The following is a 12795-nucleotide window of genomic DNA, read 5'->3' as shown; positions in this document are numbered from 1 at the left end:
TTGTTTGGGACACTTTTCACGTCAACAAAATCAGGAGCTTAGAAGGCAAAAAATCCAACAGGTTCAACTGGCACGCCGTTTCCAGTTTTCCTTATGCTACAATCCTGCCCCCTACCGGAACAGACCCCATCTACGAAAACACGGGCAACGTGTCTTCGCCGTTTAGCGTAGGATTCCACACTCCGCTGCAAAGGACCCCTGAGCGCAGATTGTCACGGGAGTGTCACCGCGCGATCCGGGACCGTTGCGAATACCAGGCAGATACCGCGTCGATCTGTTCATTTGTCATGGTCCGGGCAATCGCCTCCATGACAGGCGAAAAAGCGGTGCCTCCGCGCTTGCCCTCACGCCAGAGCATAAGGCTCTCGGCGAGATACCACGTCGGCTGCCCGGCAAGCGCCGGAAAGTCGGGGCTTTGCGGTTGTGATCCCTGGCCATGGCAACTTTGGCACGACGGGATCCCGGCCTCTGCGATGCCGTCGAGGGCAATGCGCTGGCCAAGGGCCAGCAGCGCCTCGGGCGTGGAGGGCGTCCCGCCCGGAGCGGCCATCGGTACCGTGGCATAGCCAAGATCGGTGTCGCCCTCGAGAATCCCGGCCGCATCCTGCGGCGTGTCGAGCGGCAGAACCAGCGGCCCGGTCGCCCCCGGCGATGTTTTTGCGTCCTTGGCGGCATTTGCTACGGGGCCGGGATCCGGCACCGGGCCGGGCTGCCGGGCAAAGTATTCGGCAAGCCCGGCGAGGGTCTGTGCATCATACCGGCTTGCGGGCGGCTGCATGAAGCCGCTTTCGCGCCTGCCTTGCGCAAAGGCCTGCAATGTCGCGAAGAGATAGGGTGCGGGCTGGCCCGCGATGATTGGAAAGGCACCGCTGGCCGCGCCCTGCCCCCGGCCCAGCCCGTCGCGGCCATGACAGCGGGCGCAATTTTCCAATGTGTTCTCGAAGATGCCGTCCAGCGCCGCCAGCGCCTGCCCGCCCGCCTCCAGGTCGTCGTCCACGGCGCCGCCACCGAGTGCAAGATCGGCATAGGCTGCGGCGGTCATGTCTGGCAAGGCGCGCAGAAAGGCGACCTGCGCCCAGACCTCGTCATCGCGGTCCTGCGCCGGCCAGGCGGGCATCCCGGTATATTTGAACCCGTTCTTTACTATCCAGAACAGTTCCTCGTCGCTCCAGTCCACGACGCTGTCCTTCAGCCGCGGCGGCGAAGGAACCATGTTGGCCACGACCGGAGATTGGCGGACGCCGGGGGCGCCATGACAGGCGGCGCAGCTTGTCGCGTAATTGCCGGCCGACCGCTGGATCAGGGCCGGATCGGACAGGTCCAGCCCCTCGGGCCTTTCGACCGCCATCGACTGGGTGGCGACCGCGTTCTCCAGCGTCCAGCCAAGGAACCAGCGCGTTACAGGCCAATGACCCGACGAGGCCGCGACCGAAACCAGACCCGACCAGCCGACCAGCAATACCCCTGCGACGCCCAGAACCAGCAGGCCCGCGAACCGCTTCCAGGTCAGAACGATCCCCAGCCTCATCTGCAATCCCCGATCAGCGCGATGGGAAGGGTCTCGAACACCACCGCCACGAAGGACAATACCGCCAGCAGCAGCGTCGAGAACTCGAGGAACCGCTCGCGCGCCTCGGTCGTATTCTGATTGTTGTGGAAATCGCCTTCACCGGCTCGCCATTCGCGCCATGAGCGCCGCAGAATCAGACCGATCAGGGCGAGGCAGACCAAAGTCACACCGCCGATCAGTGTCCGCGTGCCGCCGATTCCGCGGAAAGGATCGCCGTTAGGCGCGCATTGCCAGGCCACCAGCAGATAGCTGAACAGGAAGTGAAATCCCCAGATCGTCGGCGCGGCGATCAGCGTCCAGAGCGTATCTTCGGTCTTGCCCAGTCCCAGCATCGCCATCCTCACACCAGCATCGGGAATAACGCCAGCAACGTCACCGTCACCAGCGCGGTTGCGAACATGAAATGCCAGTAAAGCGCCACGTTCGAGATGTCGGCGTCATGGTGCGGCGTCATCCTGCCGAAGACCGACCGCGCCAGGCAATAGGCCAGCATCAGGCTGCCCACCGCCGCGTGAACGGCGGTCCAGATCGCCAGCACCCAGACCGTCGCGGGATAGACGTGATCGGCGGGATTGAGACCATAGATCCAGGGCCCCCAGAGCAAGGCAGCACCGGCGCCAAGCGCCAGCAGGCTGCCTCCCGCCATCAGAGCGCGTGCGATACCGACCCGCCCGGCGCGATTGAGATTGCGCGCGCCCAGCGATGCCGCCCAGGCAGCGCCGAAAAGACCCAGTGACAGGCCGGGCCAGAGTGTGCCCGGTCCTGCCATGCCAGGCGGCGGAAAATCGGCGTGGATCGTGAAGTAGAACATGTAGCCAAAGGCCAGTCCGACAAAGGCCATCGCATCGCCCGCCATGGTGATAAACATCGCCCACCAGCCGGTCGATTTCGGACCCGAGACATAGAGCGGCAGGCTGAGGCCGAGACCGACGTTCTTGTCGGGCTTTTCGGGAATCGCCGCCGTTCCGCGCCAGAGCCAGACCATGATGGAAATCGTCGCCAGCACCATGGCGACAAGGGCCGGAATCCAGAACTTGAAGGTGGTGAAGATGAACACGGCCCCGGTCAGGGCAGCGGCGATCATCGGCATGAAGCTTGGCCCCGCAACCCGCAGGCACTGCATAGGCGTGCCGTCGAGGACCGAGGTAATGAGCGTCTCGCGCTTTCCTTCCTCCGCGTCGGGAAGATAGAACCGGCCCTTGTCTACGTCTTCCGCGAAATTCGGCTGTTCCCAGAGCGGATAGCGTGTGGTGACGATCGGAACCGAGCGCACACCCCAGTTTTCAGCCGGCATTTCGATCAGCCACTCAGACGTGCCGGCATTCCATGGATTGCGGTCTGCATAGGGTTCCCCGCCGCGCGGGCGCAGCACGTCCCAGACGATGATCAGAAACCCGGCGGCAAAAATGAAAGCGCCGGCGCTGGAGATCAGGTTCGCGGTCCCGACCCCAAGCTCGACCGGATAGGTCCAGACGCGCCGCGCCATGCCAGCCAGCCCGGAATAGTGCATCGGCAGGAAGGTTACGTTGAAGCCGGTGAACATGATCCAGAACGCCCACCGCCCCAGCCGGTCGGACAGTTTCCGGCCGCTGACAACCGGCCAGTAGTAATAGATACCCGCGGCCAGCGGAAACAGCATCCCTCCGATCAGCACGTAATGCAGGTGGGCAACCACGAAATAGGTGTCGTGCGCCTGCCAGTCGAAAGGCACCAGTGCCACCATGACGCCGGTCAGCCCGCCGATCACGAAGGTCGCCAGCGCGCCCGCGACGAACAGCATCGGCACCGAAAAGATCACCCGCCCGGTCAGCAAAGTCGCCAGAAACACGAATATCTGCACGCCGGTGGGGATCGCAACCGCCTCGGAGGCGGCCGAAAAGAATCCCAGCGAGGCCGAGGGCAGGCCCGTGGTATACATATGGTGCACCCACAGCCCGAAGGAGAGGAAACCGGTGCCGACGGCAGCCAGGACGATCCAGGAATAGCCCAGGATCGGACGCTGCGCGAAGGTCGGCACGATCATCGCCACCAGTGCGATGGCGGGCAGGAAGACGATATAGACCTCGGGGTGGCCGAAGATCCAGAACAGGTGCTGCCACAGGATCGGGTCGCCGCCACGGGCCGGATCGAAGAAGGGCCAGTCGAACATCCGCTCCAGTTCGAACAGGATGTCGCCCGCGATCAGTGGCGGAAAGGCGAACAGGATCATCGCCGCCACCACCAGCACATACCAGGCATAAAGCGGCATCAGGTTCAGGCGCATCCCCGGAGGCCGGCATTTCAGCGTGCCGACGATCAGTTCCACCGCCGCCGCGATCGAGGCGACCTCGATGAACGACAGGCCCAGTAGCCAGATATCTGGCCCGAGGCCCGGCGTGAATTTTTCTTCGGTCGTCAGCGGCGGATACATGAACCACCCCGAACTCGGCGCGGCACCGAAGAAAATCGAGCCGCTGACGAAAATTCCGCCGATCAGAAAACACCAGAAGCCGAAGGCCGACAGCCGTGGAAACGGCAGATCGCGCGCGCCAAGCATCTGTGGCAGCAGGATGATCGCCACCGCCTCGAATATGGGCACGGCAAAGAGAAACATCATCGCCGTGCCGTGCAGCGTGAAAAGCTGATTGTAGAAGGTGGCGGTCAGGAAGTCGTTCTCGGGCACCGCCAGCTGCACCCGCATCAGCAGCGCCAGGACACCGGCGAACAACATGAATCCGAAGGATGCCGCCGTATACCAGACGCCGATTTCGGTATTGTTCACCGCCGACCAGTAGCGCCAGCCCTTCGGCGTCTCCCATACCTTGCGCAGCCTGTCTTCCTGCCCGCGGCGCACCTCGGGGTCGTCCTGATCGGGTGCATCCGGTGCTGTCCGGTCTGTCATTCCAGGCTCCCCAGCCAGTCGGCGATGCGGGCGGTCTCTGCCTCGGGCAACATGCCGAAGGCAGGCATCTCGACCCCCGGCTTGAGATGGTCGGGCGAGGCGATGAAATCCGCGATGTTCTCGGCCGTGGTGGGCAGGATGCCCGCGCCGATCATCCGTCGGCTGGCCAGATGTGTCAGGTCGGGTCCGACGGTGCCGTCGGCAGGCGTGCCCCGCACGGAATGGCAGGCCGCACAACCGTTCTTCATGAAGAGATCGAGGCCGGGGCCCTCGGTGACGGCGGCGGGCCGGGCCTGCGCCCGCACATAGGCCTCGAACTCAGCGGGCGGCACCACGATCACCCGGAAACCCATCTGGGCATGGGCGAGCCCACAGAATTCGGCGCAGGTCCCATTGAAGACACCAAGCTCTGTCGGCTCCAGGATCAGCCGGTTCACCCGGCCCGGTATGGCGTCCATCTTGCCGGCCAGCGGCGGCACCCAGAACGAATGGATCACGTCGGGGCTGCCTAGAAGGATCGTGGTGCGTTGGCCAAGCGGAATGACGATCTCGTTGGCGCCGGGGATGCCGCCTTTCGGCAGACTGCGCACCACGCCCGGTGCGCCCGTCACACCGTAGGAGACGCGCCACCAGAACCGCTCGCCCGAGACCGCGATGGTCGGGCCATCGCCCGGCCTGCGCAGGTCGTTCAGCAATCCGAGGCCCCAGACCAGCAGCGCCGCAAGCACCACTGTCGGGAACACGCAGCCGCCCCAGATGATCAACCGCAGCCCGGCCTTTTCGCTGTGCCGCCCGGGCCGCACCTTGACCGCATAGAAGCTGACGCCGATGACGATGGTCCAGATCACCACGCCGCCGGCCAGCATGACCCAGAACAGCGCAAGGACGCGTGCCGCCTCGTCCCCTGCGGGATCGAAGGCGGATTGCGGGTTTTCGCATCCGGCCAGGGCAAGCGCCGCAAGCAGGAGTGCAGACGCCGGCACCCTCACGATCCGGCCCTGTTCGCTGCCGCCGCCGCGTCGCAGGGGCTGGCAATGCGTGTCCGGTCCATGGCGGCGAACCAGGCGGCCGCGACGACAAGCGCGGCGACCAGATACATCATCGCCGCCGCCGTCATCATCAGGACGCCGGCAAGCTGCTGATCCTCGATCAACGTCAATCCCCAGGCTTCGGGCCAGGCTCCGTAGGCCGGATACAGCGCCCGACCCGAAAAGGTCAGCAGCGCCCCGAAGATCAGCGAAAACTTGAAGCAGACGAACAGCGCGGCAATCCGCACCCCGAAGCCTCTGTTCCCGCTCCGGGCAATCATGGTCCAGAACGGCAAGGCCGCAGCGAAGATCGAACCGTGCATGACGGCATGAACAAGATCGTCCTCAAGCGCCACGGCAAGCGCGCGCGGCGCGTGCCAGAACAGGAAAACGCCCAGCATCATGGCGGTGGCGACACCGGACGCGCTCAGAAGTCTCTGTGCCCGACGCCAGGCTGCGGCTTGGGCCAGCGCACCGAACCACCTTTGCCAGCGTCGCGGCAAGGCGCGGGTCATCGTCGCAAGCGGTTGTCCCAGCACCAGAAGCGGCGCCGCCAGTCCCATCAATGTGATATGCTGGGCCATATGTGCGGAAAACAGGCTCTCTCCCCACGCATCGAGGGGCCAGACAAGGGCTGCGACCAGCGCCGCGATCCCGCCCGCAAAACACGCAGCCTGCCAGGTTCGCACACCGCGACCCTGACCCGCCCGTGCCCAGGCAAGATGCAAACCGCGGGTGTAAAGAGCGGTCGCCAACCCCAACGGCAGAAGGACCGAGGGCTGAAATGACCACATTGTCCAGAAGTCGGCCGGTGACGGCGGGGCACCATCGCTGTGCGCCCGCGCCGGCGATGCAACGACCAACAAGATGGCGGCAGGAAGCGATGCGCAAGGGGCTGCGTCAAGTCCGTGGCGGCAGCACCGCGCAAGGCGCGCGGCGCGCGGCACGATTTTCCGGGTTCCGCACGGTGTCACTGTTCTCCGCCTCCGGTGGTCCGATGCTCACCCTGCTCGAATTCCGCGCAGGTTTCAATCTTCTGGCCCGGCAAAGAGGCCCGGTCGCATGTCAGTTGCCGAGGGCATAGGCCACGACTTGGTCGCCGACTTGCGGCTTCAGAATCGGGTTGCCACCGGCGACGAAGACGACGTAATCGCGCCCCTCGTGGGTATAGACCGCAGGAATGGCGACAGAGGGCGCCTCGACCAGATCCGACCAGACCTCGGTACCGGTCCGGGCGTCGAGCGCGCGCACTCTCGCATCCATCGACGCGCCGATGAAGATGACCCCGCCCGCCGTCACCACCGGGCCGCCGAGCGTCGGCGAGCCCCAGCTTTCGGGACCGTAGAAACCCCATTGCTGCGTCATTCCGAACGGCACTTCATAGAGCCTGTCGCCGGTGCGCAGATCATAGGCCGAAAAGGTGCCGTAGGGCGGCGCCCAGCAAGGCAAATTGGCCCAGTTGGTCCAGTTGTAAAGCTGGATTCCATAGGGCGCACCCTCTTGCGCGTAATAGCCCTGCTCTGCACCGCTTTCACCGGCGACCTGAGCGTAGGTGTCGCGCGGAATGAGCTTGATCACCTGCACGATTCGCGAGGAGTTGAGGTAGAGGATGCCTGTTCTGGGATCGACGGCACCGCCGCCCCAGTTATTGGCACCGGCCGTTCCGGGCCATAGAAATGTCCCCTGTTCGGAAGGCGGCGTGAACAGCCCTTCGTAGCGGAAACGTTCGACATCGTCGCTGCACTGGCCCCAGCCCGTCACATCGGCCAGCCGAGAGACCTCGGGCAGCTTTCCGGGATCGTTGGTGGGTGCCAGCGCGGATGAAAAGGGCTGGGTCGGGGCGGCCTTTTCACCTTTCGCATCGCTGGCGGGCACGGGGCGATACTCGATCGGATAGACCGGCTCGCCGGTCTCGCGGTTGAGCACGAAGATCTGACCCTGCTTGGTGGTCTGAACCAGCGCGGGGATCGTCTCGCCATTCTTCTCCAGATCGACAAGGGTCGGGGCGGAAGGTGTGTCATAATCCCAGATATCATGACGGATGAGCTGTTGGCTCCACCGGACCTCGCCGGTCTCGATATCGACCGCCGTCACCGAGGTTGCCAGCGGAATCGGATCCGTCCGGTTGCCACCCCAGTAGTTGGGGCTGGGCGAGGATACCGGTACATAGACCAGCCCGAGCCGGGGATCGGCGGCCATGGAGGTCCAGATATTGGCGGTGCCGGTTTGCGGTATCAGGTCTTCCGGGATGAAGGACAGATCCCACTTCAACCCACCGGTGCGGGCGTCGATCGCCATCAGATTGCCCGGCGGCGCGACGGCATAGGCCCAGTCCTTCCCGGCCCAACCCAGCAGCAAGGTGTCGCCGACGACGGTAGGTGGCTGAAGCAGAGAGAACGGAAAATTGTCGTTGACCGTATTCCACTGGTTTACGTCGAGAACGCCGCTTTCGCCAAAATCGGCGCATGGCTGTCCGGTATCGGCGTCAACCGCGTGCAATGTCGCGTTCATCGTTCCGATGTAGACGCGCTTTTCGCAAACCCCTTGCGACCCGCTCTGCCAATAGGCCACACCGCGATTCTTCAACGCGGGCTGGGTCAGCGCCTCGAGCACCGTCTCGGGCTCATAGGACCAGCGTTCCTCGCCGGTCGCGGGATCGAGCGCGAGTATGCGGTAGAACGGAGTCCCGAGATACAGTGTCTCGTTGGCGTAGATCGGTGTCGCCGACCACACGGTTTGCGGCAGCTCGTCGCTGCCGTCGGCCGCGTCCCCGGTTTCAACCGACCACACCCTTTCAAGTCTTTGGACCGTCTCGGGTGTGAAGGAGCTTACGGGAGAATACTTTTGCGCCGCAAGATTGCCGTTGAACGTCGTCCAGTCGGCAGGCTGAGCACCGGCACCCGGCGCGGCGAGGAGAAGAAAGGCTGCAAGAGTCCGTGCAATGTAGGTCACGTTGTCATCCTTCCCTGTCTGCTGCCTGCAAAGGCCGCAGCTAAACCGGCAAGCAGCGCCAGCAGCATTGTGGCCACAAGTACATTGGCCATCAGGAAATAGGCCGCGACCGCCGTCGCCGCCGCGTCGATGACGCTCAATGTGAGCAACAACCCGAACAGCCACCGTTTCAAATGAACGAAAGCCAGCAATGCCGCAGTGGCGGCAAGCAGCGCCGTGGAAACCAACACGAGGGTCGCGCCTGCCGACCCGGCAGTCCCGCTTGTCGGAGAAAGAAGCTCGAACAGCGCAAGTCCCAGACCAGTCAAACCCAGAATGGTAACAAGAAGCAAAGCTGTCTGGCGGAAATTTCTCGTGATCATCATGAGTATATAACGTTGTTTGTCTTCCGAGGTTCCAATCAGGAATGGCTGGATACTGTCCCGGAACATGGTGAAAAACCGCGCCGTCGAGGTCGTCGATTTATGGTGGAGTTGCGAGCTTCGAACACGGACCGGTGGCCAGCGGCGGTCATTCATCATCCTCATGCACAGCCTTGTGGTGCTCGCGATGGGCGTCGCGGAGAATCTTGAACCCACCCCAGATGAATATACCGGCAACGGCGACGCCGACGGCCAAGTCCGGCCAATTGGAGCCCAGCCACCAAACGAGTCCTCCGGCAACGAGGATGCCGCCATTCGCCGCGAAATCGTTCCAGCTGAACGTATTCGCGGCGCGGACGTTGACGTCGGGATCGTCTATCCTGTTCAAAAGCCAGACGCAGATCACGTTCACGATGGCCGCAATCACCGACATCACGATCATCAACCCGCCGAGTGGCTCTGATCCGGCGTAATAGCGCCGGACCGCATCCACCAGAACCCCAATTGCGAACAGCAGAAGCATTCCCCCCGAGACGTTTGCGGCCGCTCGTTTCCACTTGTCCGCCCGCGTCAGCGCAAAGAGACTGATGGCATAGACGACCGTGTCGGAAGTGTTGTCCAGACCGTTGGCGATCAATCCGCTGGAATCCCCGATGGCTCCGGTTACGAAGAACCCTATGGCAATCGCCAGATTCAGCAGCAGCACAATCCACAGTGCGCGTCTTACCGATGCGTTCTTTTGCTCTGCCATGTAACGTCCGAAAAATAGGTTCTGATGTCGAAGGGAGCCGACCCCCCAAACTGAGAGTTTCTTACTGTTAAGAATAAGAACTTGCGGACGTCATTTAGGTTCCAGTCTGGGCAGGGAAAGATCGGCCTCACTCAAGCGTCAGCGATCATGTTCAATGCTGGAGTTCGAAAGGCTAACAGCAAACACGACGAGGCAGCCCGTTGCGGGCTTGGATGAAAGGAGAACCTCATGTGGAAGGAAGTGAACCTGGACGGCGAGGATGTATTGGGGCTCGAATGTAATGGAAAACTGTCTAAACGAGACTTCGAAACCATGCACACATGGCTTGATCGCGAGTTGAAAGGGGCAGAGGCCAAACCGGCGCTGGTCATCTTCATGGCTTCGTTCGAGGGGTACGAAAGTGCCGCGGCGATGTGGGCGGACATGAAAGTAGACACCCGACATGCCGACGACTTCTCGCGGGTCGCCATGGTCGCTGATCAGAAATGGATCAAATGGGGGATGAAGGCGGCGGACCGAGTGTTGGGTGCCGACCTGAAATGGTTCGACAAAGATGAACGAGACGCCGCCATCTCTTGGGCGCGCGGAGCCTAGCGCGGCGGACCGGTTTAGATCGGCGATGACCCCGGTCGGTTCGCTAGAATGTATCTCTCAGCTAACGGATTCACGATTTTGTGATTGGCGAGCGTTCGAAGCTCCGGCTGGTGGAGGTTCTATAAAGCCTCTAAATGCATCCATTGGAGGCGTCCCGCGTGAAAACGGCCAGTTGCGAGACACATCCTGCCCGGTGAGGCCGGGATGCCCGTTAGGAGCATAGAACACCAAGAAAAACAGGCGCGTGAGCATCGAGATCACAGGCCCCTACCCTCCCCTTGTTTGTTGCAAAAATATGTTGCGAAATCACTTGATTGAGCAACAAGAAAGCGCAACAATCAGCGCATGAACTTTGGCTATGCTCGTATTTCCACAGATCGCGGTCAGGACACCGCCGCGCAACTCGATGCGCTACGCGCCGCCGGGTGCGAGCGCGTGTTTGAGGAACGCGCGTCCGGTGGCCGTTGGGATCGGCCGGAGCTGCACCGGATGCTCGATCAGCTCCGCGACGGCGACGTGGTGATCGTCTGGAAGCTTGACCGGTTGTCGCGATCGCTGAAAGACCTTCTGTCCATCATGGAGAAGATCAACGCCGCTGGAGCTGGTTTCCGGTCGCTGACCGAGGCCATCGACACCACGACGCCCGCCGGGCGCATGATGATGCAAATGGTCGGGGTCTTCGCCGAGTTCGAGCGCGAGATGATCCGCGAGCGCACGCGCGCCGGTCTGGAGCGCGCCCGCAAGAAGGGACGCCACCCAGGGCGCAAGCCGAAGCTGTCGGATGATCAGCGCAAAGAAATCCGCGACTTGGTGCGATCCGGCAAACGCACCGAGGCTGAGGCCGCGCGTCTGTTCAACGTCCACAGGTCCACGATCAGCCGTGTCATGCGGGAGGTGGCACCCGATGCAGCAGCTTGAGATGTTTCCTGAAGATATCCGCATCGAGCGTGTAGACCCGGATGCCAATATGTTTCGCTTCTATCGGTTGCGCCTAATGCCTGACCTGTTCGGCGGTGTCTCGCTCCTGCGGGAGTGGGGCCGGATTGGCACCCAGGGGCGGCATCGGATCGACTGTTTCGAGGATGCAGGCCGCGCCGCTGACGCCATGGTCGCGCTCTACAAGGCTAAGCAGAAGCGCGGTTATCAGCTCGCAGGGTGATGGCCGGCCCCCTGCCCTCTCGGTGGCAAATTTTCGAGACCAGCCGTTCATGCAGCGCGCAGCTAATTCGGGCTGTGATGCAGGTTTCTCGGACGCCATGCGCGGGGGTTTGGGCGGAGCGCTGCGGTTGCCTGGCGTCGGAGAAGCGCTCAGGCGGGAAATCGCGGGGTTGGGGTTGGGCGGATCGGCTGGGTCTATGGGGATTTGGAGGCTTGAGTGCCCTGGTTCCGACGGCTCGGGGTAGGTTCGTGGTGGCCCGTGAGGGCAAGCCCGTCATGGGTTCTGGTTAGTTTTTGGCAACCTGCGTCGCGTTCCCGGGATATTTGCGACCTGAGGATCGCTGAGGGCTGGATTTGGGCAGGCGGGATGTGCCGCAGCCGGTGGGGTGTGCGGTTACGATCGCAACCTGGGGACTGAGGCGCGCTGTTCATGCGGCAGCCCTCGCTGATGCCGGTGGTGCTCTGGGATGTTGTGCGGGCGCGAAGGTATCGACGATGATCAACCGGCCGCCGCAGCATGGGCATGGCAGCGCGAGGACGCGGGCGGGCGCATCGGCATCCTCGATCGTGTTATCGTGAGCAAGACCCGGAACCGGTGTTTCGGCCCCGAGCAGCTCCCTGATCCTCGCGATATTGGCGGTCCGATTGCCGTTGCCGAAGAAGCCATAGTGGCGGATGCGGTGCTGGCCTTTGGGCAGGACGTGGATGAGGAACCGGCGGATGAACTCGTCGGTTTTCAGGGTCATGGTGGTGTGCCGCCCGGGGCCGGTGATGCGGTAGTCCTTGACGCGGAAGGTGACGCCCCGGTCGTCGACCCGTATCAGGCGGCTGTTGGAGATCGCGACACGGTGGGTGTAGCGCGACAGGTATGCCAGCACGGCTTTGGGTCCGGCGAAGGGCTCCTTGGCATACACGACCCAATCGATCTTGCGTAGCGGTTGCAGGAAAGCGTCAAAAACCGCGAGATCAGCAAGCTTTGCATGGTCGCCGAAGAAGCGCAGCTTCCCGGCTTTGTGCAGCCGGGAGAGCCCGTCCAGAATGAGCCGCCTGTACAGCCGAGACAGCACACGCACGGACAAAAAGAAGTTCTTGCGGCAAGCGATCCACTTGGTCCCATCTTCAGACAAGCCGCCGCCCGGCACGATCATGTGGACATGTGGGTGGTGGGTCATCGCCGAGCCCCAGGTGTGGAGCACGGATGTGACGCCCACCCGTGCGCCGAGGTGCTTGGGGTCGGCGGCAATCCTGATCACCGCGTCTGCGCTCGCCCGCATCAAGAGATTGTAGATCTCCCGTTTGTTTTGGTGGGCGATGTCCGCGATCGGTTTGGGCAGCGTGAAGACCAGGTGGAAATACCGCACGGGCAGCAGTTCGGCCTCGCGCGCCGCCAGCCAAGCCCTGGCTGCCCCGGATTGGCATTTGGGGGTCGAGTGGGGCTGAGTGCAGAAAACCCCTTTAAGGTTTCTGTTGGGTTGTTTGCGCGTTGAGACTGACGCTCA

11 protein-coding genes and 1 pseudogene are annotated in these 12795 nt (G+C 62.9%); 3 read left to right on the top strand and 9 right to left on the bottom strand.

Going from position 1 to position 12795, the window contains the following annotated elements:
* Positions 1–223 precede the first annotated feature (223 nt).
* The 8 genes from ACGYLQ_RS19070 to ACGYLQ_RS19035 form a co-directional block, all read right to left on the bottom strand.
* Positions 224–1528, bottom strand: a complete 1305-nt coding sequence (locus ACGYLQ_RS19070) for a c-type cytochrome (RefSeq protein ID WP_201722031.1) — start codon at positions 1526–1528, stop codon at positions 224–226.
* Entirely contained in the window at positions 1525–1908 is a 384-nt protein-coding gene (locus ACGYLQ_RS19065) for a hypothetical protein (protein WP_082853689.1), read from the bottom strand. The genes ACGYLQ_RS19070 and ACGYLQ_RS19065 overlap by 4 nt, the downstream gene beginning before the upstream one ends.
* 2 nt (positions 1909–1910) lie before the next feature.
* Positions 1911–4451, bottom strand: coding sequence for a cytochrome c oxidase subunit I (gene ctaD, locus ACGYLQ_RS19060; RefSeq protein WP_067916188.1), 2541 nt, complete (start codon positions 4449–4451; stop codon positions 1911–1913).
* The gene (locus tag ACGYLQ_RS19055) at positions 4448–5434 is read right to left on the bottom strand and encodes a c-type cytochrome (RefSeq protein WP_236627412.1); all 987 of its coding nucleotides are present in this window, start codon (positions 5432–5434) and stop codon (positions 4448–4450) included. The genes ctaD and ACGYLQ_RS19055 overlap by 4 nt, the downstream gene beginning before the upstream one ends.
* 2 nt (positions 5435–5436) lie before the next feature.
* Entirely contained in the window at positions 5437–6273 is an 837-nt protein-coding gene (locus ACGYLQ_RS19050) for a cytochrome c oxidase assembly protein (protein WP_067916184.1), read from the bottom strand.
* Between the two features lie 271 nt (positions 6274–6544).
* The gene (locus tag ACGYLQ_RS19045) at positions 6545–8431 is read right to left on the bottom strand and encodes a pyrroloquinoline quinone-dependent dehydrogenase (RefSeq protein ID WP_322346855.1); all 1887 of its coding nucleotides are present in this window, start codon (positions 8429–8431) and stop codon (positions 6545–6547) included.
* Complete coding sequence (locus tag ACGYLQ_RS19040; RefSeq protein ID WP_394444377.1) at positions 8428–8952, bottom strand: hypothetical protein; 525 nt, start codon at positions 8950–8952, stop codon at positions 8428–8430. The genes ACGYLQ_RS19045 and ACGYLQ_RS19040 overlap by 4 nt, the downstream gene beginning before the upstream one ends.
* Positions 8942–9544 (bottom strand): cation diffusion facilitator family transporter, encoded by a 603-nt coding sequence (locus ACGYLQ_RS19035; RefSeq protein WP_322346851.1) that lies wholly within the window; start codon positions 9542–9544, stop codon positions 8942–8944. Before ACGYLQ_RS19035 ends, ACGYLQ_RS19040 begins: the two co-directional genes overlap by 11 nt.
* A 228-nt stretch (positions 9545–9772) precedes the next feature.
* Here ACGYLQ_RS19035 and ACGYLQ_RS19030 point away from each other — a divergent pair, with 228 nt between their 5' ends.
* The 3 genes from ACGYLQ_RS19030 (at position 9773) to ACGYLQ_RS19020 (ending at position 11297) form a co-directional block, all read left to right on the top strand.
* Positions 9773–10138 carry an STAS/SEC14 domain-containing protein gene (locus ACGYLQ_RS19030; RefSeq protein WP_067629956.1) on the top strand — a complete coding sequence of 122 codons (366 nt, stop codon included), beginning with the start codon at positions 9773–9775 and terminating at the stop codon, positions 10136–10138.
* A gap of 345 nt (positions 10139–10483) precedes the next feature.
* Positions 10484–11056: a recombinase family protein gene (locus ACGYLQ_RS19025; protein ID WP_067629953.1), complete on the top strand. Its 573-nt coding sequence runs from the start codon at positions 10484–10486 to the stop codon at positions 11054–11056.
* Positions 11043–11297: a WGR domain-containing protein gene (locus ACGYLQ_RS19020; protein ID WP_067627626.1), complete on the top strand. Its 255-nt coding sequence runs from the start codon at positions 11043–11045 to the stop codon at positions 11295–11297. Before ACGYLQ_RS19025 ends, ACGYLQ_RS19020 begins: the two co-directional genes overlap by 14 nt.
* Positions 11298–11724: 427 nt before the next feature.
* On the opposite strand, the pseudogene ACGYLQ_RS19015 reads toward ACGYLQ_RS19020, so the two are convergent.
* A pseudogene (locus ACGYLQ_RS19015) lies at positions 11725–12741 on the bottom strand (IS91 family transposase); the annotation flags it as partial.
* Positions 12742–12795: the final 54 nt, after the last annotated feature.

Source organism: Sulfitobacter sp. 1A12779 (genome assembly GCF_043557315.1).
Classification (GTDB): Bacteria; Pseudomonadota; Alphaproteobacteria; order Rhodobacterales; family Rhodobacteraceae; genus Sulfitobacter; species Sulfitobacter faviae.
This window is presented reverse-complemented; position numbering and strand designations above follow the sequence as displayed.

What these genes read in the sequence shown, in the direction of transcription:
- ACGYLQ_RS19040 (WP_394444377.1), bottom strand. Translation starts at nt 8,952, where the DNA reads ATGATGAATGACCGCCGCTGGCCACCGGTCCGTGTTCGAAGCTCGCAA.
- ACGYLQ_RS19020 (WP_067627626.1), top strand. Translation starts at nt 11,043, where the DNA reads ATGCAGCAGCTTGAGATGTTTCCTGAAGATATCCGCATCGAGCGTGTA.
- ACGYLQ_RS19025 (WP_067629953.1), top strand. Translation starts at nt 10,484, where the DNA reads ATGAACTTTGGCTATGCTCGTATTTCCACAGATCGCGGTCAGGACACC.
- ACGYLQ_RS19030 (WP_067629956.1), top strand. Translation starts at nt 9,773, where the DNA reads ATGTGGAAGGAAGTGAACCTGGACGGCGAGGATGTATTGGGGCTCGAA.
- ACGYLQ_RS19035 (WP_322346851.1), bottom strand. Translation starts at nt 9,544, where the DNA reads ATGGCAGAGCAAAAGAACGCATCGGTAAGACGCGCACTGTGGATTGTG.
- ACGYLQ_RS19070 (WP_201722031.1), bottom strand. Translation starts at nt 1,528, where the DNA reads ATGAGGCTGGGGATCGTTCTGACCTGGAAGCGGTTCGCGGGCCTGCTG.
- ACGYLQ_RS19050 (WP_067916184.1), bottom strand. Translation starts at nt 6,273, where the DNA reads ATGTGGTCATTTCAGCCCTCGGTCCTTCTGCCGTTGGGGTTGGCGACC.
- ACGYLQ_RS19065 (WP_082853689.1), bottom strand. Translation starts at nt 1,908, where the DNA reads ATGGCGATGCTGGGACTGGGCAAGACCGAAGATACGCTCTGGACGCTG.
- ctaD (WP_067916188.1), bottom strand. Translation starts at nt 4,451, where the DNA reads ATGACAGACCGGACAGCACCGGATGCACCCGATCAGGACGACCCCGAG.